The 18,321-nt window shown below is 71.9% G+C and carries 17 protein-coding genes; 6 read left to right on the top strand and 11 right to left on the bottom strand.

Annotated features, from left to right (window positions below; translation table 11 throughout):
* Positions 1-30: 30 nt before the first annotated feature.
* Genes hutI through hutU form a run of 4 tightly spaced genes read right to left on the bottom strand, consistent with a single transcriptional unit; the run spans position 31 to position 5,520 of the window.
* Positions 31-1,254 carry an imidazolonepropionase gene (hutI, locus tag OG819_RS17745; protein ID WP_266625163.1) on the bottom strand — a complete coding sequence of 408 codons (1,224 nt, stop codon included), beginning with the start codon at positions 1,252-1,254 and terminating at the stop codon, positions 31-33.
* A 35-nt stretch (positions 1,255-1,289) separates the two neighbouring features.
* Positions 1,290-2,624 carry a formimidoylglutamate deiminase gene (locus tag OG819_RS17740; RefSeq protein ID WP_266650274.1) on the bottom strand — a complete coding sequence of 445 codons (1,335 nt, stop codon included), beginning with the start codon at positions 2,622-2,624 and terminating at the stop codon, positions 1,290-1,292.
* Entirely contained in the window at positions 2,621-3,850 is a 1,230-nt protein-coding gene (locus OG819_RS17735; RefSeq protein WP_266625167.1) for an allantoate amidohydrolase, read from the bottom strand. The genes OG819_RS17740 and OG819_RS17735 overlap by 4 nt, the downstream gene beginning before the upstream one ends.
* The gene (gene hutU, locus OG819_RS17730; protein WP_266413335.1) at positions 3,847-5,520 is read right to left on the bottom strand and encodes a urocanate hydratase; all 1,674 of its coding nucleotides are present in this window, start codon (positions 5,518-5,520) and stop codon (positions 3,847-3,849) included. Before hutU ends, OG819_RS17735 begins: the two co-directional genes overlap by 4 nt.
* A gap of 434 nt (positions 5,521-5,954) precedes the next feature.
* On the opposite strand from hutU, the gene OG819_RS17725 reads away from it, so the two are divergent.
* Positions 5,955-7,319 (top strand): diaminopimelate decarboxylase, encoded by a 1,365-nt coding sequence (locus OG819_RS17725; RefSeq protein WP_266650272.1) that lies wholly within the window; start codon positions 5,955-5,957, stop codon positions 7,317-7,319.
* 142 nt (positions 7,320-7,461) lie between these two features.
* Positions 7,462-8,031 carry a hypothetical protein gene (locus OG819_RS17720; protein ID WP_266650271.1) on the top strand — a complete coding sequence of 190 codons (570 nt, stop codon included), beginning with the start codon at positions 7,462-7,464 and terminating at the stop codon, positions 8,029-8,031.
* 23 nt (positions 8,032-8,054) lie between these two features.
* Here OG819_RS17720 and OG819_RS17715 read toward each other — a convergent pair whose 3' ends face one another.
* The 6 genes from OG819_RS17715 to OG819_RS17690 form a co-directional block, all read right to left on the bottom strand.
* The gene (locus tag OG819_RS17715; protein ID WP_054231414.1) at positions 8,055-8,429 is read right to left on the bottom strand and encodes a hypothetical protein; all 375 of its coding nucleotides are present in this window, start codon (positions 8,427-8,429) and stop codon (positions 8,055-8,057) included.
* 73 nt (positions 8,430-8,502) lie between these two features.
* Positions 8,503-9,015, bottom strand: a complete 513-nt coding sequence (locus OG819_RS17710) for a roadblock/LC7 domain-containing protein (RefSeq protein ID WP_266413333.1) — start codon at positions 9,013-9,015, stop codon at positions 8,503-8,505.
* A 38-nt stretch (positions 9,016-9,053) separates the two neighbouring features.
* Positions 9,054-9,785, bottom strand: coding sequence for a transcriptional regulator (locus OG819_RS17705; protein ID WP_266634379.1), 732 nt, complete (start codon positions 9,783-9,785; stop codon positions 9,054-9,056).
* A 173-nt stretch (positions 9,786-9,958) separates the two neighbouring features.
* Positions 9,959-10,357 carry a hypothetical protein gene (locus tag OG819_RS17700; protein WP_054236907.1) on the bottom strand — a complete coding sequence of 133 codons (399 nt, stop codon included), beginning with the start codon at positions 10,355-10,357 and terminating at the stop codon, positions 9,959-9,961.
* A 420-nt stretch (positions 10,358-10,777) separates the two neighbouring features.
* Entirely contained in the window at positions 10,778-11,728 is a 951-nt protein-coding gene (locus OG819_RS17695; protein ID WP_266625175.1) for a MurR/RpiR family transcriptional regulator, read from the bottom strand.
* Positions 11,725-13,431 carry an aromatic amino acid ammonia-lyase gene (locus tag OG819_RS17690; RefSeq protein ID WP_266625177.1) on the bottom strand — a complete coding sequence of 569 codons (1,707 nt, stop codon included), beginning with the start codon at positions 13,429-13,431 and terminating at the stop codon, positions 11,725-11,727. Before OG819_RS17690 ends, OG819_RS17695 begins: the two co-directional genes overlap by 4 nt.
* A 142-nt stretch (positions 13,432-13,573) precedes the next feature.
* On the opposite strand from OG819_RS17690, the gene OG819_RS17685 reads away from it, so the two are divergent.
* The 4 genes from OG819_RS17685 to OG819_RS17670 are packed head-to-tail and all read left to right on the top strand — an operon-like array spanning position 13,574 to position 16,890.
* Entirely contained in the window at positions 13,574-14,632 is a 1,059-nt protein-coding gene (locus tag OG819_RS17685; RefSeq protein ID WP_266582838.1) for an ABC transporter ATP-binding protein, read from the top strand.
* Positions 14,629-15,270: an ABC transporter permease gene (locus OG819_RS17680; RefSeq protein ID WP_266650270.1), complete on the top strand. Its 642-nt coding sequence runs from the start codon at positions 14,629-14,631 to the stop codon at positions 15,268-15,270. The genes OG819_RS17685 and OG819_RS17680 overlap by 4 nt, the downstream gene beginning before the upstream one ends.
* A 1-nt stretch (position 15,271) precedes the next feature.
* A complete protein-coding gene (locus tag OG819_RS17675; RefSeq protein ID WP_266625182.1) occupies positions 15,272-15,943 on the top strand; it encodes an ABC transporter permease in 672 nt (223 codons plus the stop codon).
* Between the two features lie 14 nt (positions 15,944-15,957).
* On the top strand, positions 15,958-16,890 hold the full coding sequence (locus tag OG819_RS17670; RefSeq protein WP_266625184.1) for an ABC transporter substrate-binding protein: 933 nt from the start codon (positions 15,958-15,960) through the stop codon (positions 16,888-16,890).
* Between the two features lie 281 nt (positions 16,891-17,171).
* Here OG819_RS17670 and OG819_RS17665 read toward each other — a convergent pair whose 3' ends face one another.
* Positions 17,172-18,176, bottom strand: a complete 1,005-nt coding sequence (locus tag OG819_RS17665; RefSeq protein ID WP_266413316.1) for a LacI family DNA-binding transcriptional regulator — start codon at positions 18,174-18,176, stop codon at positions 17,172-17,174.
* Between the last annotated feature and the right edge of the window lie 145 nt (positions 18,177-18,321).

Raw genomic sequence — 18,321 nt, 5'->3', positions numbered from 1 at the left:
CATCGCGCTCCCGGCGTCCTGACCCCGGCGTCAGACCTCGCGTACGCCGCGCCGCCAGACGCCGGTGACCAGCGGTACGCCCGGCCGGTAGGCGAGGTGGACGTGGCTCGGCGCGTCCAGGAGGGTCAGGTCGGCGCGGGCGCCGACGGTGAGGTGGCCGATGTCCTCGCGGCGCAGGGCCGCCGCGCCGCCTGCCGTGGCCGACCAGACCGCCTCGTCCGGGGTCATGCCCATGTCCCGTACCGCGAGCGCGATACAGAACGGGACGGAGGAGGTGAAGGACGAGCCCGGGTTGCAGTCGGTGGAGAGGGCGACGGTCACGCCCGCGTCCAGGAGACGGCGGGCGTCCGGCCACTCGGCGCGGGTGGAGAACTCGGCGCCGGGGAGCAGCGTCGCGACCGTCCGGCCGTTCGCCAGGGCGTCGACGTCCGCGTCCGTGAGGTGGGTGCAGTGGTCGGCGCTCGCCGCGTCGAGTTCGACGGCGAGCTGGACGCCGGGGCCGTACGAGAGCTGGTTGGCGTGGACGCGCGGGTGCAGACCCTTGGCCTTGCCGGCCGTGAGGATCGCGCGGGCCTGGTCGCCGTCGAAGGCGCCCTTCTCGCAGAAGACGTCGACCCAACGGGCGTACGGGGCACAGGCGTCGAGCATCTCGCCGGTCACCAGGGCCACGTACGCGGCCGGGTCGTCGGCGTAGTCCGGGGAGACGATGTGCGCGCCGAGGTAGGTGACCTCGTCGGTGTGCGCCGCCGCGATGCGCAGCGCCCGGGCCTCGTCCCGCACGGTGAGGCCGTAGCCCGACTTGGTCTCGAAGGTGGTGGTGCCCTGGCGCAGGGCCTCGTGGAGGTAGTGCGTGAGGTTGCGCTCCAGGTCCTCGTCACTGGCGGCGCGGGTAGCGGCGACGGTGGTGCGGATGCCGCCCGCCGTGTAGCCGCGGCCCGACATGCGGGCGTTGAACTCCTGGGTGCGGTCGCCCGCGAAGACGAGGTGCGAGTGGGAGTCCACGAAGCCCGGGATCACCGCCCGGCCACCGGCGTCGACCCGGTTGTCAGTGGCGGGTGCTTCTCTTGAGTCACCGGTCCACGCGATGCGGTCGCCTTCGATGACGACGGCCGCGTCCTGGATCAGACCGAGGGGAGATCCTCCCCCACTCTCGAATTTGCTCGAGCGGGGGGACCCCCATCCGAGGGAGGGATCGTTGGTGACCAGGCTGGCGATGTTGGTGATGACGGTGGTCGTGCCGGTGGTGCTACTCATGGCGTCCTCGTGGGGGCGGAGTTCGGCGGTCGTCTCTAGGCGCGCAGGGCTTCGACTGCCTGCGCGAGGGCCTGCGGCACATCGGGAACAAGGGCGTGCGCTCCGTCTCGTACGACGTGCCGACCGCCCACGACCGTGTGGCGTACGTCGGCCGCCGTCGCCGCGAATACGGCCGTCTCACCGCCCAGGCGCGGCACCGGCCCCGCTGTTCTGACCGAGTCGAGGGCGATCGTCGTGAAGTCGGCGAGCGCGCCCGCTTCGAGGGTGCCCGCGTCCTCCCAGCCCAGGGCCGCGTGGCCGTCGGCGGAGGCGGCGCGCAGCAGGGCGGCCGCCGTCCAGTGACCGCGGGTGCGGGTGTGCAGCCGCTCGTTCAGCTCCATCGCGCGGGCCTCTTCGAGGAGGTCGATGACGGCGTGGCTGTCGGAGCCCAGGGAGAGGGGCGAGCCGGCGCGCTGGAGGGCGGCGGCGGGGCCTATGCCGTCCGCCAGGTCCCGTTCCGTCGTCGGGCACATGCAGGTGCCCGTCCGGGAGTGGCCCAGCAGCGCGATGTCCTCGTCCGTGAGGTGCGTGTTGTGGACGCCGGTCGTGCGGGGGCCGAGCACGCCGTGGTCGGCGAGGAGCTGCGTCGGGGTGCACCCGTGGGCGGCCTGGCAGGCGTCGTTCTCCGCCGTCTGCTCCGACAGATGCACATGCAGCGGGGCCCGCCGTTCCTCGGCCCAGCGCGCGACCGTCGCCAGCTGTCCGGCGGGCACGGCCCGCACGGAGTGGATGGCCGCACCGATCCGTGCGTGATCACGGTCCTTGAGAAGTGAAGAGCGTTCCGCCCAGGCCTCCGCGCTGCCGTCGGAGAAGCGGAGCTGGTGGTGGTTGGGCGGCTGTCCGAAGCCGGCGGACACATAGGCCGTGTCGAGGAGGGTGATCCGGATGCCGGCCTCGACCGCGGCCGCGATGAGCGCCTCGCCCATCGCGTTCGGGTCGGCGTACGGGGTGCCGCCGTGGGCGTGGTGCACGTAGTGGAACTCGCCGACGGCCGTGACGCCCGCGAGCGCCATCTCGGCGTACACGGCGCGGGCGAGCGCGTGGTGCGTGTCCGGGGTCAACTTGTCCGCGAAGGAGTACATGATCTCGCGCCAGGTCCAGAAGGTGCCTGAGCCGACCTGGACGGTGCCGCGCAGGGCGCGGTGGAAGGCGTGCGAGTGGGCGTTGGCGAGACCGGGGAGGGTGAGTCCGCGGAGGATCTCGGCGCCGGGGGGCGGGGTGTCGACACCCGTGCGGACGGCAGTGATGCGGCCGTCCGTCACGTCCAGGGCGACGCCCGGCTCGACGTAGGTGTCGAGCCAGGCGTGTTCAAGCCAGTACGTCTGCGTCACCTGCAGGCCAGCCCTTCGAGTACATCGGCGAGTGCGGTCACCCCAGCCTCGCAGTCGTCCTCGGCGGCGTACTCGGCCGGGGAGTGCGAGACACCCGTGGGGTTGCGTACGAACAGCATGGCGGTCGGGACGGTCCCGGAGAGAATTCCGGCGTCATGTCCGGCACCCGTACCCAGGACGGGAACCGTGAGTGCCGCGGCCCCTTCCCCGTCCTTGCCCAGGATGCGGGCGAGCTCGTCACGCAGGGCGTGCTCGAACTCGACGACGGGGGTGAACGACTCGCGGACGACGTCGAGTTCGACGCCCTGGGCCTCCGCGTACTCGCGGGCCGCCTTCTCGACGCCGGTGACGACCGTGTCGAGGGTCGCCTGGTCGGCGGCGCGGGAGTCGAGCCAGCCGCGCACGAGGGAGGGGATGGCGTTCACGCCGTTCGGCTCGACGGAGATCTTGCCGAAGGTGGCGACGGCACCGGCGAGCTGGGCTTCACGGCGGGCGGCGAGCACGGTCTCCGCGTAGGACAGCATCGGGTCGCGGCGGTCGACGAGCCGGGTGGTGCCCGCGTGGTTGGCCTCGCCCCGGAAGTCGAAGCGCCAGCGGCCGTGCGGCCAGATCGCGCTGGCGATGCCGACCTGGTCGCCGCTGAGGTCGAGGGCGCGGCCCTGCTCGACGTGCAGTTCGACGAAGGCGCCGACGCGGGAGAGGCGCTCGGGGTCGGGACCGATGGTGTCGGGGTCGTATCCGGCGCGCTCCATGGCCTGCGGGAGTGTGATGCCGTCGCCGTCGGTCAGCCGGTGCGCCTGCTCGACGGTGAGCTGTCCGGCGGCCAGCCGGGAGCCGACGCAGGCGAGCCCGAACCGGGCGCCCTCCTCGTCACCGAAGTTGACGATGGCGAGGGGCCGGGTGAACTCCACGTGTCGGGCGCGCAGTTCATCCAGGGCGGCGAAGGACGACACGACGCCGAGGGGCCCGTCGAAGGCTCCGCCGTCGGGCACGGAGTCCAGGTGGGACCCGGTGACCACGGCGTCGCCCTCGGCCGGGTCGCCGAGCCAGGCCCACTGGTTGCCGTTGCGGTCCAGCTCGTAGCGCAGCCCGCGGGACTCGGCCTGCGCCCGGAACCAGGCACGGCAGTCCGTGTCGGCCCCGGTCCAGGCGAAGCGGCGGTAGCCGCCGGAGGCGGAGCTGCGGCCGATCGGCAGCAGCTCCGCCCACATGCTGTGGAAGGTCACGCGGCGCCGCCCTCGTCGCCTTCGCGCATCGGGATGCGCACGCCGCGCTCCTGGGCGACGGACTCGGCGATGTCGTACCCGGCGTCGACGTGCCGGATGACGCCCATGCCGGGGTCGTTGGTGAGGACGCGGCGGATCTTCTCGCCGGCCAGCTTGGTGCCGTCGGCGACGGACACCTGGCCGGCGTGGATGGAGCGGCCCATGCCGACGCCGCCGCCGTGGTGGATGGAGACCCAGGAGGCGCCGGAGGCGACGTTCACCATGGCGTTGAGCAGCGGCCAGTCGGCGATCGCGTCGGAGCCGTCGAGCATGGCCTCGGTCTCGCGGTACGGGGACGCGACGGAGCCGCAGTCGAGGTGGTCGCGGCCGATGGCCAGGGGCGCGGCGAGCTCGCCGGACGCCACCATGTCGTTGAAGCGCTCGCCGGCCTTGTCGCGTTCGCCGTAGCCGAGCCAGCAGATGCGGGCGGGCAGGCCCTGGAAGTGGACGCGCTCACCGGCCAGCTTGATCCAGCGGTGCAGGGACTCGTTCTCGGGGAAGAGGTCGAGGATCGCCTTGTCGGTCTTGGCGATGTCCTGCGGGTCGCCGGAGAGGGCCGCCCAGCGGAAGGGGCCCTTGCCCTCGGAGAACAACGGGCGGATGTAAGCAGGCACAAACCCGGGGAAGGCGAACGCCCGCTCGTACCCGGCGAGCTGGGCCTCGCCGCGGATCGAGTTGCCGTAGTCGAAGACCTCGGCGCCGGCGTCCATGAAGCCGACCATGGCCTCGACGTGCTTGGCCATGGACTCACGGGCGCGGGTGGTGAAGCCCGCCGGGTCCTTGGCGGCCGCGTCGGCCATGTCGTCGAAGTCGATGCCGACGGGGAGGTAGGCCAGCGGGTCGTGGGCCGAGGTCTGGTCGGTCACGATGTCGATGGGGGCGCTCTCGGCGAGCATGCGGGGCAGCAGCTCGGCGGCGTTGCCCAGGAGGCCGATGGAGAGCGGCTTGCGCTGGTCGCGGGCCTCGACGGCGAGCTGGAGGGCGTGCTCCAGGGAGTCGGCCTTGACGTCCAGGTAGCGGTGCTCGATACGGCGCTCGATGGCGCGCGGGTCGACGTCGATACAGATCGCGACGCCGTCGTTCATCGTCACGGCGAGCGGCTGGGCGCCGCCCATGCCGCCGAGGCCGGCGGTCAGGGTGATGGTGCCCGCGAGCGTGCCGTTGAACTTCTTGGCGGCGACGGCGGCGAAGGTCTCGTAGGTGCCCTGGAGGATGCCCTGGGTGCCGATGTAGATCCAGGAGCCGGCGGTCATCTGGCCGTACATGGTGAGGCCGAGGGCCTCCAGACGGCGGAACTCCTCCCAGTTCGCCCAGTCGCCGACCAGGTTGGAGTTGGCGATGAGGACGCGGGGGGCCCACTCGTGGGTCTGCATGACGCCGACGGGGCGGCCGGACTGGACGAGCATCGTCTCGTCCTGCTTGAGGGTCCGCAGCGTGCGGACCATGGCGTCGAAGGAGCGCCAGTCACGGGCGGCCTTGCCGGTGCCGCCGTAGACGACGAGCTTGTCGGGGTGCTCGGCGACCTCGGGGTCAAGGTTGTTCTGCAGCATCCGCAGGGCGGCCTCTTGCTGCCATCCCAGGGCACTCAGTTCCGTACCGCGCGGCGCTCGGACGGGGCGGGGTCCTGACATGGTCTGCCTCCTAGCGGACTGTTGCAGTAGATATTCACATCCTGACTTCTTGAATAGAGCTAGTCAATAGGTGGATAGGCCAGCGGGGGCGCGGCGTGGATGTTTGGCTGGGATGTATGGGCGCAGACTGGGACACGACGGAGGATTCAGTGAGCGACGGGGCGGCAGGGACGGGGTCACCTCCGGCTGCCGGGGTTACTCCGGCGGGAGCCGGGGCGCCTCCGGCGGGAGCCGGGGTTGCTCCGGCGGGAGCCGGGGTTGCTCCGGCGGGAGCCACAGCACCCCCGACGGGAGCCGGGTCACCCCCGACGGGAGCCGCAGCGCCCTACACAGGGGCCGGGGCACACCCGGCGGGAGCCGCAGCGACCCCGGCCGGCCGGGGCGCACCCGGCTTCGGTCGCGGCGCGCGACGTGCCGCGGCCGTCCGGGCCGCTGTGGAGCAGGGACTGCTGGGGCCGGAGGTGCCCATCATCGCCCTCCTCGACGTTCCCGGCATCAAGGCCTCGGCGGCGGAGCTACGGGCCGCCTTCGACGCGGTGGCGGCGCCGGACACACCCGTACTGCACGCCTTCGCGGTGAAGGCGACCCCGCTGGTGCCCGTGCTGCGGCTGCTGCACGAGCACGGCATCGGCGCGGAGGTGGCGAGCCCCGGCGAGCTGGCCCTCGCACGGGCGGCCGGAGTACCGCCCCGCGACATCGTGCTCGACTCGCCCGCCAAGACGCTCGCCGAGCTGCGCGAGGCGCTGGCGCTGGGCATCGCCGTCAACGCGGACAATCCGCAGGAGCTGGACCGCATCGACGGCCTGGTCCGGGACCTGCCCGACGGACCGAGCGGCGGTCAGGCGGGTTCCTCACATCCCCGCTCACCCCTGGGAATCCGGGTGAACCCGCAGGTCGGCGGGGGTTCCATCGCGGCGTTGTCCACGGCGACGGCGACCTCGAAGTTCGGGGTCGGGCTGCGCGACGAAGGCGCCCGGAAGTGGATCGTCCAGGCGTACGCCGACCGGCCGTGGCTGACCCGGCTGCACGCACACACCGGGTCGCAGGGCATCCCGCTCTCACTGATGGCACGGGGGATCGCGGAGACGTACGCGCTGGCCGAGGAGATCAACCGGCGTGTCGGGCGGCAGCAGATCGACACGCTCGACATCGGCGGCGGACTGCCGGTCAACTTCGGCTCCGAGGTCACGACCCCGACGTACGCGCAGTACGCACGGCTGCTCGCCGAGGCGGTTCCGGGGCTCTTCGACGGGCGGTACGGGCTGGTCACCGAGTTCGGACGGTCGCTGCTGGCCAAGCACGGGACCGTGGTCGCCCGGGTCGAGTACGCGAAGTCCGCCGGGGGCCGGCCGGTCGCGGTCACGCACGCGGGGGTGCAGATCGCGACCCGCACGGTGTACGCGCCCGGGTCCTGGCCGCTGCGGATCGCCGCGTACGACGCGTCGGGCCACCCCAAGGCGGGGCCGGACGTCGTCCAGGACATCGCGGGGCCCGCCTGTTTCGCGGGCGACCTGCTCGCCGAGGGGCGCGCACTCCCGCTGCTCGAACAGGGCGACTACGCGGCGGCGTTGGACACGGGCGCGTACTACTTCGCCCACCACTACGCGTACAACTCCCTGGCCCGACCGGGTATTTACGGCTTCGCGGCGGCCGAGGGCACGGACGGCGGCAGTGACAGCAGCAGCGGCAGCCACGGGGGTACGGACGTGCGGTTCGCGGTCGTACGGGAGCCGCAGAGCGTCGAGGAGATCGTCGCGGAGTCGGGCGGCGCGCGACCGACGGCGCTCACGGCGCTGTAGCCGCGGTCCGGTCGAGGGGGTGGGGTCCGGTGGAGTGGTCACGGTTTGGTGGAGCGGCCCCGCTTCTCAGACTCGTCTCACCTTCGCTCGTTAGCGTGCGCGCCCAAAGACGCTGAAGACGCATGCACGGGAGGCGGAGAACGTGGCGCGCGGAGGGCAGGGCCTGGCTCGGGTGGCCGTCGTCGTGAGGGCCGGGGCGGCACCACTGTGGTGGTTCGGGGTGTTCGCGGCCGGTATCGGGGTGTTGTTGCCGGGGCTGACCGGACGTCGTATCGGCGTCCTGGCCGGGGCCGCGCTGTTCATCATCGCGGCCGTCGTGGTGGCGTACACCCGCAGGAAGCGCTACGCCGCGCTCGTCCGCTCGGCGGCACGCGCGAGCAAGCAGGACGTGCTCCAGGACCGGGCCGTGACGGTACGCAACTGGCGCCGGGGCCATCGCTGGTGGCTGCTGCTCGCCTTCGTGGCCGCGCTCGGCAGCTCCTTCGCGGTGCCTGCCGCCGGAGGCATGCTGCTCGCCGGTGCGGGTGTCGGGCTGTGGCTGAAGGCCGGCTGGCTAGGGCGCCGGGAGCGCGCCGAGGAGGCGCTGATCTGGGTGCGCGTCGACTGGCTCGGCCGACGCTCCGGTGCCCCCGCCGGAAAGCCGGTCAAGGCCTGCCGGGCCACCGGAGTGGCGGCCGGCGACGCCGCGCCCGGCGGAGCGCGACGCCGCTGACCCGAGGCGGCGACCGGTAGCCGCTACACCTCGAGGTCCGCCTCGATCCTCTTCAGCTGGTGCCGGGCCATCGCCAGGTTGGACCGCTTGGCGTCGAGCACCAGGTACAGGAAGAGCCCGTTGCCCCCGCGCCCCTTGATCAGCCGGATCAGGTGGTACTGGTCGGACAGCGTGATCAGGATGTCCTCGATCTCGCCCTTCAGCCCGAGGTGCTCCATGGTGCGAATCTTGGCGCGGACGACGTCGGTGTTGCCCGCCGCCGCCACGGTGAGGTCGAATCCCTTGCTGCCGCCGATCGTGCCCAGCGCCATTCCGCTGGTGTAATCGACGAGGGCGGCGCCGGTCGCGCCCTCGATGGAGGCCAGTGCTTCCTTCAGCGCGGTTTCGGTGTTGGTCATGGTGTGGTTCTTCCTTTCGGCTTTTCGGTCCGGCTTTCGGTCCGACTTTCGGACTCTCGGTCCGGCCTTTCGGTCAGCTTTCCGATGCGGTGGGGGTGGCGTTGGGGGTGGGGGTCGGGGGTGTACGGGGCGTGCCGCGCGCCGTACGGGTGCGCGTCGGCATGGGGGCGGCCCGCGCGGGAGCCCGCGCCGGGGCGACCGGTTCGCCGCGCGCCGTCGCGGTGTCCACGAGCTCACCGATCCGGGTGCCGGAACGGCGGCCCTCCAGGTGCAGCCGGCCGACGTTGACCCGGTCCTGGGCCAGCAGCGTCAGCACGGCGGAGCCGCCCGCCGCGTACGTCGCCACATAGCCGTCGACGCCGCGCACCAGCAGTTCGCGGAACTCGCCCTGCCCGGTGGCGTCCGCCATCCGCATGGCCACCCCCAGCGCGGCCGCGGTGAGTGCGGCCACGCCCTCGGGCTCCACTCCGGGCGTGTCGTGGGCGAGTACGAGTCCGTCGACGCTGGCCGCCAGCGCACCGGTCAGCTGGGGCACGCGGGCCCTCAACCGGTGCAGCTCGTCGAGGACTTCGGGTTCCGCCGACATCAGCAGTCTCCTCTCGGCACGCTGTCGCAGCGCGCGGATCACAGGGCCTCCAGCGCGTCTCGGAGTCGGCGCAACAACGCGACGTCGGGATCGGCGGAAGGCTGGGTGAGCTCACGGGGCAACGGCGCACGCTCCGGCGCGTTCGCCGCCGTGACGACCCCGGCCGCGGCCAGCCGGCGGACGTCGACGAGGGTGTGGAACGCGGGCCGCCCCAGGGCGAGTGAGATGTCCGACGCCGTCCGCAGACCGTCCACCCTGCCGAGCACGGCCCACTGACGCAGGGGGACCGACGGCTCGGCGGCGCGCCGGGCGCGTGCCAACGGGGCGGTGTCCGTGGCCGGGTCGGGCCAGACCCGGTGCAGCAACTGGCGGCGGCGCAGCGTCTCGCGCTCCACCGCGGCCACGGGCACGGGACGCACCGGGCCGAGCCAGTGCGCGGCCCCGTACCGGAACCGGGCCGGAGTACTGCTCGGCCCCAGCACGAAGTACGCCGCGTCGTACAGCGCCCCGAGATGGCACAGTTCCAGCGCGCCCTCGGCGATCCGGCCGCGCTCGACCAGGAACCGTCCGACCCGCCGCCGCGCCCCGGCCTCGGCGACCGCCTCCCGCCAGGACTCGGCCGCCAGCACTCCGCGTGCGGTGAGCAGTACGTCGAGCGAGGGGGTGGCGGGGCTCTCGGCGTGCACGACCTCGCCGTCACAGAGGTAGAGCACCCCGCGCTCGCGCACCAGCACGCCGGTGGCCCGTTCCGCGGCGAGCCGGCTGAGCATGGGCGAGAGCCCGACGGGGACTACCCCCTGTTCCCTTTCGAGATCTCTTTGGCGGTCCGGTTCGCGGTCCCGTTCGTGGTTTTCGGGGTCCCTGTCGTGGTCCGTGTCGCGGTCTGTGCCGCGTTCCTTGTCGCGCACGGCGAGTTCGAGTGCGGGGGGTGTTCTGACCGTCGTCATCCCAGCACCAGCCGTCCGGCCATCTCACCGAGCCGGATCCGGGCCAGCGCGAGATTGCCGTCCGCCCGGTCCAGCCACAGATGCAGGAACACACTGCTGTCGAACGTGGTCCTGACGAACCGCAGCAGGTGATAGCTGTCCCGGTTGCTGACGATCAGGTCCTCGACCGGGGTCTCCTGCTCGGACCAGTCGGACCCGTCGGACGGGGCGAACGCCTTGTGCTCGGCGGCGAGCCGTGCGAGCTCGGCCGCCTCCGCCGCGGTCGTCTCGTGGTCACCGCCCGGGGCGTCCCCGACCGTGCCCAGGGCCAGCCCGCTGGTCCAGTCGACCACCGCGGCGCCCCGGGCACCGGGCAGTCGCATGGCTTCCAGTAGGCACTCGTCGATTCCGGGCACCACGTATCCCCTCCCGCCAAAGGGTTCGGCCGAGTGACGCCGAAGTTACGCAACGTGCGCGTGACGGGTGAGGAATCTGGCATTTTCCTGTGGAACATGCGCGCGGTGACTAAGGTGGGTCAACTGACAATATTTTCGCTCCTCTTGTGGCTGTTCGGATGCTGGTGAGGGTGTTGCGAAGGCGCGCCAGGGGGCGCTCGCAGGTCCGCCGGGGTGTGCGGCGACTCCACGAGCGCCATGTTCGAAAACGGCCGCCGGACTGGCGGTCGCAGCCTGTGGAGCGCGGGTAGGACCAGGACTCGTCCCCGCACAGCGCGACGAAGCAGGAAGCCACGGATTCCCGCCCGAACCCCGTGCCGCGTAGCGGCACGGCAACGGACGAGAAGGCCAGAATCCTCGGGCTTCAGCCCGAGGAGCAAGTCAATCCACGAACAGTCCCCTGGCCGCCGCCCGCACGTCGAACTCCTCCAGCCGCGCCTGGGCGTCCGGGATGTCGTCGCACATCGCCTCCAACAGGACGCGCCCGAGGAGCATCGGGGAGCAGGCCGTGTCGAAGGCGAGGCCGGTGCCGACGGCGGCGGGCAGGAGGAGATCCGAGACCTTGGCGACCGGCGCGAAGGCGGAGTCCGCGACCGTCACCACCGTCAGCCCGGCTCCCTTGGCGTAGGCGAGCGAGTCCACGACCTCGCGCGGGTGGCGGGGCAGGGCGAAGCAGAGCAGCGCGGTGGCACCGGCGTGCACGGCCGCGTCGATGCGGTCGTGCAGCATGGTGCCGCCCTCGTGCAGCAGCCGTACGTCCGGGTGGACCTTGGCGGCGAAGTACGCGAAGCCGTACGCCTGGGAGGCGGCGGCCCGCAGCCCGAGCACCGGGAGCGGACGGGAGGCGGCGAGCAGCCGTCCCGCGCGCTGCACCGGGCGCGGGTCGGCGAGCACCTCGGCGAGGTGCTTCAGGTTCTCGATCTCGGCCTCGACGGCCTGCTGGTACTCGTTGTACGAGCCCGGGGTCCCCGCCTGTTCGCTGGGCGCGACCTCGCGCAGGTGCTTGCGCAGCGCCGGGTAGCCGTCGAAGCCGAGCGCGACCGCGAAGCGGGTGACGGAGGGCTGGCTGACCCCGGCGAGTTCGGCGAGTTCGACGCTCGACAGGAACGGCACGTCGGCGGCGCGCCGCACCATGCTGTGCGCGATGCGGCGCTGGGTCGGTGTCAGCCGGTGCCCCTCGAAGAGCGCCTGCAGGCGCCCGGCGGGACTGTCCACCACGTTCTCGTAGGCGTTCACATCGGTCTTCACGTCAGTCTTCACGTCGGTCTTCACGTCCGTTTTCACGTCGGTTTTCACCTCCGCGCTCACGTCCGTGCTCCTGTCCACGCTCATGACTCGATCCCCCTCCAGATGTCCGTGAACCGGTCGAGCAGCGCGGCCGCCGCCGTCACGTCGTCCGTCAGCGGCCGGTCGGCCTGGTCCAGGCCGAGCACGGACTCGGCCAGTTCCATCGCGCGTCCGACCGGCAGTTCCGGGTCGGGCCGCAGATCGCGCTGGCGCAGCGCCCGTACGGCGGAGACCAGTTCGCAGCCCACGACGAGACGGTAGGCACCGCACGCCCGCAGTGTCTGCCGTGCGGCGAGCGAGGCGAAGCTCGCCTGTTCCTCGACGCCCCGGGAGAGTACAGCGTGCCCGAGCGAGGCGGGCGCGGAGAAGGCGCGCAGGTCGCCGAGGGCGGCTGCGGCGGCGTACTCCAGGATCATCACGCCGGAGGACGCGGGCTCATGGTCGGCGAGGAAGGGACGCAGGCGGGTGTAGGCGGGTTCGTTGAGGGTGGAGAGCCGGGAGGTCGACAGCCGCGCCACCTGCGTGACGGCGAGCCTGAAGTGGTCAAGCGCGAGGGCGAGTTGGGCCTGGTAGAAGCCGCCGTGGTGGTACGCGGCCATGTCCTCGGGCGAGATGAGGGGGTTCTCGGCGGCGGCGTTGATCTCGACGACCAGGACCCCTTCGAGGGCGTCCGCGGCGTCCTGCGCGGGCCCGTGGATCTGCGGGACGCACCGGAAGCCGTACGGGTCCTGGATCCGCCCGAGCGGCGGGGTGGGACGGTCCGCCGCTCCGATCAACTCCCGCATCCGCCGGGCGACTTCGACAGAGCCCTTGTGCGGGCGTGCGGCGTGCACGGGCGCCGCGTACGCCTCGTGCGAGCCGTCGACGGCCAGCAGCGACAGCGCGGCTACGACCTGGGTGGCCTCGATGAGCCTGCGCAGCTCGTCCAGCGCGAGGGCGGCCTGCCCGAGGGTGAGGGCGTTGCTGCTGATGAGGGCGAGGGCGTCGTTGTTGTCGAGGGCCTGGGGTGCGGGGGGCAGGCCCTGCCCGAGGGACGACACCTCCTCCCCGAAGGACGTCACCCTCTCCTCGAGACCGAGCGACGACGGGCCCTGGGCCGACGAGGACTGCCCCTGGGGCGGCACGCCCTGCTCCGGGGACCGCGGCGCGGACGGGGCCGGCGGCACGGACGGAACCGGCGGCACGGACGGCGCCCATGAGGCGTCCGGCCCCCTCCACGGATGCTCCCCCACCAGCGCCAGCCCCACCTGGGCCAGCGCCGCGATGTCCCCCGTCCCCACCGACCCGAACTCGTTCACGACCGGGTACGCGCCGGTCTCCAGGGCCTCGCACAGGGCCGTGACGACGGTGGGCCGCAGGCCGGCTCCGCCCGCCAGGAGCTGGTTGGCGCGGACGGCGAGCATGGCCCTGACCTGGCGGGCGGGGAGCTCCTCACCGATGGCGCCGGCGTGGCTGCGCAGCAGGCGCAGCCCGTGCTCGGCGGCGGCCTCGGTCGGCACGTCCTCGTTCCGGTTGGCCCCGACGCCGGTGGAGCGCCCGTAGACGCGACCGGTGGCGGCGATCTGCCGGGCGGCGTCCCAGGACTCCTCGACGCGCTTCATCGCCTCGGTGCCGGGAACGGGCCGTGCGGCCCCGTCGGCGAGCCGCACGATGTCGGTGACACCGGTGCCGCACCCGTCGAGCACCACGAGGCCGACTGTGAGACCGGTCGCGTCCGCACTCGACATGTCCGCATTCCGAGACGACATAGAGCCCACACTCCCCTCAATCCGGACATTGGATCTTGCCTGGCGGTCATAAGTAACCAGCGATTAACACCGGACCGTTGACAACCTATTCAGGTACAGAGAACTCTGCATGACGATATGCAGACCGGGCAAGGGACACCTCATGATCCAGTTCGACACGGTCCACAAGCGCTTCCCCAACGGCACCACCGCAGTCCACGACCTCTCCCTGGAGATGCCGGAAGGCGGCGTGACCGTCCTCGTCGGATCTTCCGGTTGCGGTAAGACCACCACCCTCCGGATGATCAACCGGATGGTCGATCCGACCTCCGGCACCATCCGCGTCGGCGGCAAGGACGTACTCGAGCAGGACGCGGCCGAACTGCGCCGCTCCATCGGTTACGTCATCCAGCAGGCCGGCCTCTTCCCGCACCGCACGGTGCTCGACAACATCGCCACCGTGCCGCTGCTGCTGGGCTGGGGCCGCAAGAAGGCCAGGGCGCGGGCGGCCGAGCTCCTGGAGACCGTCGGTCTCGCCGCCGACGCGGGCAAGCGCTACCCGCACCAGCTCTCCGGCGGCCAGCAGCAACGCGTCGGCGTGGCCCGCGCGCTCGCCGCCGACCCGCCCGTCCTGCTCATGGACGAGCCCTTCGGCGCGGTCGACCCGGTCGTCCGCACCCAGCTCCAGGACGAGCTGCTGCGCCTCCAGAAGGAGCTCAGCAAGACCATCGTCTTCGTCACCCACGACATCGACGAGGCCGTCCGGCTCGGCGACCAGATCGCGATCTTCCGCACCGGCGGCCATCTGGTGCAGTGCGCGACCCCGGCCGACCTGCTCGCCCGCCCCGCGGACGACTTCGTCGCCGACTTCCTCGGCGCCGAGCGCGGCCTGAAGCTCCTCTCGCTCCACCACCTCGCCGACGTGCCGCAGGGCCCGGCCCCCGAGGGCGGCGCCTGGACCCTCGTACTCGACGAGGCCCGCAAACCGCGGCACTGGCGTTCGGCGACGGACGACGCCGAACTCCCCGTACGACCGCTCAAGGACACCGACTCCCTCCTGGCGGCGCTCAACGAGTCGATCGCCTCGCCCACCGGCCTGGTGGCACGCGTGGACGCCGCCGGCGTGCTCACGGGCGTCACCTCCCGCGACGAGATCCACGAGCACGCGAGCAAGGCGCACGGCGGCCAGGACGCCCACGGCACCGCGAGTGTGGCCATATGACCGTCGACTGGTCCTGGATAGGCGACCACACCCACGACCTCACCACCCTCACCCTCTCCCACCTCCAGACCGCGCTGCTGGCCGTCTTCTTCGGCCTGCTGATCTCCCTCCCGCTGGCCGTGATCGCACACCGGATCCGCCCCCTGCGGGGCGTGCTCCTCGGGCTCTCCAACGTCCTGTTCACGATCCCGTCGATCGCGATCTTCGTTCTCCTGCTGCCGATCAGCGGCCTGACCCGCACCACCACGGTCATCGGCCTGACGGTCTACAGCCTGGTCGTCCTGCTCCGGAACACGGTCGAGGGCCTCGACTCGGTCCCCGCGAAGACGAAGGAGGCCGCCAAGGCGATGGGCACGCGCCCGCTGCGCACCCTGTTCACCGTCGAACTCCCGCTCGCCCTTCCCGTGATCATGGCGGGCGTGCGGATCGCGACGGTCATGTCGATCTCCCTGGTCTCCGTCGCCACCTACATCGGCGACGGCGGACTCGGCCAGCTCTTCACGGACGGCTTCCAGCGCAACTTCCCGACGCCGGTGATCGTCGGTGTCGTCCTGACCCTGCTGCTGGCGCTGGTCGCGGACGCGCTGCTGGTCGCGATCCAGTACGTACTCACTCCGTGGACGAGGCGGCGAGCCTGACATGTACGAACTCTTCAAGAACCTCGCCAAGTGGCTGGTCAGCGGCGACCAGTGGGTCGGCACCGACGGCATCGCGCACCGCCTCGTCGAGCATCTGGAGTACTCGCTCCTCGCCACCCTCATCGCGGCCGCGATCGCGCTCCCGATCGGCCTGCTGATCGGTCACACCGGCAAGGGCGCCTTCCTCGCCATCAACCTGTCCTCCTTCGGTCGCGCGCTGCCCACCGTGGGCCTGGTCGTCCTCGTCTTCCTTGTCAGCGGCCTGTCCCTCTGGTCGGTGTACGTGGCTCTGGTCGTCCTCGCGGTCCCGGCCATCGTCACCAACACCTACGCGGGCATGAACGCCGTCGACCCGGAGGTCAAGGACGCGGCGCGCGGGCAGGGGATGCGCGGCCACCAGGTCCTGTTCCAGGTCGAGATCCCGCTCGCCCTCCCCTTGATCATGACGGGCCTGCGGCTGTCTCTGATCCAGGTCGTGTCCACCGCCACGATCGCCGCGTACGTCAGCTTCGGCGGCCTCGGCCGGTACGTCTTCGACGGACTGGCGCAGCGCGACCTCGTCCAGGTCCTCGGCGGGGCGGCGCTGGTCGCGATCGTCGCCGTCGTGCTCGACCTCGCGCTGGCCGGACTCCAGCGCTACCTGTTCCGTCACCGCCGTACCGCCGCCCACTGAGGAGCCGAAGAACCATGAACCGTAGGACTCTGCTCGGCGGCCTCTTCGCCGCGGCCTCCGTCCCCGTCCTGGCCGCCTGCAGCAGCGGCGTCACGTCGCTCGACAGTTCCAGCGGCGGCAGCGGCGGCGGGTCCGGATCCAGCGCCGGCGGCCTGACCATCGGCACCGCCAACTTCACCGAGAACCAGATCCTCGGCTACCTGTACGCGGGTGTCCTGGGAGCCGCGGGCGTCAAGACGAAGGTCCGCCCCAACCTGGGCTCGCGCGAGATCGTCGTGCCCGCGCTGGAGGGCGGCGACATCGATCTCCTGCCCGAGTACCAGGGCAGCCTGCTCCTCTACCTGGACGAGAAGGCCACGGCCACCGACGCCGGCGCGATGCAGAACGCTCTGACGACCGTGCTCCCCAGCGGCCTGGAAGTCCTCCCGTACGCGGCGGCCGAGGACCGCGACAGCTTCGCCGTCACCAAGGAGACCGCCGCCAAGTACGGCCTGACCTCGCTCGCCGACCTGCGCAAGGCCAACGGCAAGCTGATCCTCGGCGCCGCGGCCGAGATGAAGAAGCGGGTCGTCGGCGTGGTGGGTCTCAAGGACCGCTACGGGGTGGAGTTCAAGGAGTTCAAGTCCCTCGACTCCTCCGGGCCGCTCGTCAAGGGCGCCCTGAAGAAGGGTGACATCGACGTCGCCAACGTCTTCACCACGGACGTGGACATCATCGAGAACGGCTGGGTCGTGCTCACCGACCCCCTGAACCTGATCCCCTCCCAGCACATCGTTCCCCTCATCGCCTCCCGCAAGGCCGACGCGAAGGTCCGCAAGGCGCTGGCCACCCTCGGAAACGTCCTCACCTCGGAGGAGCTGACCAAGCTCAACCGGCTCGTGGACAAGGAGAGGAAGGACCCGGACGAGGTCGCCGACGCGTGGCTGAAGAGCAAGAAGCTGGTGTGAGGGGTCGGGTGCCGTCGGGGCCGGGGGCACTTCCTCGCCCCCGCCGCCCCTACCCGTCCCATCCCTGGGGGCTGCCGCCCCCAGACCCCCGCTTCGGCCTGAACGGCCTCGTCCTCAAACGCCGGACGGGCTGAAGATGCGCGCCAGCGCCCTCAAGGGGCGCGGGGAACTGCGCGACCAGCCCCCACCCGCCCGCAGTCGAAGAACCCACCGGGGGTCTGGGGGCGGAGCCCTCAGGTTGAGGATGGGACGGGTAGGGGCGGCGGGGGCGAGGCCCCCGGCTACACCCGGACCGCCGAGCCCCGCTCACTCATCCTCGGCGCGCACAGGATCCGCTTCTTCCGGACCCGTTTCCCCTCGATCGCCGCAACGGTCAGACGTGCCGCCTCCGCGGCGATCTCCGGGAGGCCCCAGTCGACCGTGGTCAGCGGTGGGGTAAGGACCCGGGACACCGGGTGGTCATCGAAGCCGACCACCGAGAGGTCCCGGCCGACGGCCAGCGACGCCTCGGCAGCGGCGGCGTACACCCCGTACGCCAATGAGTCGGAGAAGCAGAAGACGGCGGTCGCGGGCCGGGGACCGTCCAGGAGGCGGCGGGCGACGACCGTCGCCTCGCCCAACTCCTGCGGGCACGGCACCAGTTCGGCGCTCAGCCCGAGCCGTTCGGCGGCCTCGCGGACGTACACGTCGGCGGGCCGGTCGGGTGTGCTCGGCCGGGTCGGGGTCAGCACGGTCACCCGGCGATGGCCGAGCCCGTACAGATACTCCAGGACGGAGTCGATACCGGCCCGGTTGTCGAAGATGACCTGTCCGGCGGTACGGGCCGTGCTGAGCGAGTCCCCGACGGCCACCACCGGCAGCGCCTCGGCGATGGCCGCCCACCCCTCGGCCGAGGGGTTCACCGGCGACACCAGCAGCGCGTCGACACGCTGGTCGCGCAGCTGCTTGGCGAGCTTCAGCTCACGGTCGGGGTCGCCGCCCGCGTCGAGGATCAGCGCGTAGCGGTCGCCGGCCAGCAGCTCCCGGCCGATGGCGGCCATCAGCTGCTGCTGCCAGAGGTCCTGGAGGTCGCCCGCGAGGACGCCGACCATGCTGGTGCGGCCGCTGGCGAGGGCGCGGGCGATGGGATCGGCCTCGTAGCCGAGCTCGGCGGCGGCCTTGCGCACCCGCTCCTCGGTCTCCTTGGAGACGTGCTTGCCGCGCAGGGCGTAGGAGACGGCGGCGGTGGAGAGGCCCGTGGCCTCGGCCACCTCCCGGAGGGTGGTGCGCTTATTGGGCCTGGCCATGCCCGGAAGCCTACCGGGACGCGTCCGCATTGTGGGCGCACGGCCCGGCCGACCCCGGCCAGACCCGCTCCCACACCCCGGCCGCACGCTTGACGCCCCCTTGGTTAACCGCTTAAGTTAATCGCATCACTGAAGCGCTTAACCT

Source organism: Streptomyces sp. NBC_01549, from assembly GCF_026339955.1.
Lineage (GTDB): Bacteria > Actinomycetota > Actinomycetes > Streptomycetales > Streptomycetaceae > Streptomyces.
Note: the sequence above shows the minus strand (reverse complement) of the source record. Positions and strands in the feature narration are given on the sequence as shown.

Bases quoted from the DNA above. Each gene is read 5' to 3' on its own strand.
- OG819_RS17710 (WP_266413333.1), bottom strand. From the start codon at position 9,015: ATGTCGGCGGAACCCGAAGTCCTCGACGAGCTGCACCGGTTGAGGGCC.
- OG819_RS17690 (WP_266625177.1), bottom strand. From the start codon at position 13,431: ATGTCGTCTCGGAATGCGGACATGTCGAGTGCGGACGCGACCGGTCTC.
- OG819_RS17705 (WP_266634379.1), bottom strand. From the start codon at position 9,785: ATGCTCAGCCGGCTCGCCGCGGAACGGGCCACCGGCGTGCTGGTGCGC.
- OG819_RS17665 (WP_266413316.1), bottom strand. From the start codon at position 18,176: ATGGCCAGGCCCAATAAGCGCACCACCCTCCGGGAGGTGGCCGAGGCC.
- hutU (WP_266413335.1), bottom strand. From the start codon at position 5,520: ATGTCAGGACCCCGCCCCGTCCGAGCGCCGCGCGGTACGGAACTGAGT.
- OG819_RS17675 (WP_266625182.1), top strand. From the start codon at position 15,272: ATGTACGAACTCTTCAAGAACCTCGCCAAGTGGCTGGTCAGCGGCGAC.
- OG819_RS17695 (WP_266625175.1), bottom strand. From the start codon at position 11,728: ATGAGCGTGGACAGGAGCACGGACGTGAGCGCGGAGGTGAAAACCGAC.
- OG819_RS17680 (WP_266650270.1), top strand. From the start codon at position 14,629: ATGACCGTCGACTGGTCCTGGATAGGCGACCACACCCACGACCTCACC.
- OG819_RS17670 (WP_266625184.1), top strand. From the start codon at position 15,958: ATGAACCGTAGGACTCTGCTCGGCGGCCTCTTCGCCGCGGCCTCCGTC.
- OG819_RS17715 (WP_054231414.1), bottom strand. From the start codon at position 8,429: ATGACCAACACCGAAACCGCGCTGAAGGAAGCACTGGCCTCCATCGAG.
- hutI (WP_266625163.1), bottom strand. From the start codon at position 1,254: ATGAGTAGCACCACCGGCACGACCACCGTCATCACCAACATCGCCAGC.
- OG819_RS17685 (WP_266582838.1), top strand. From the start codon at position 13,574: ATGATCCAGTTCGACACGGTCCACAAGCGCTTCCCCAACGGCACCACC.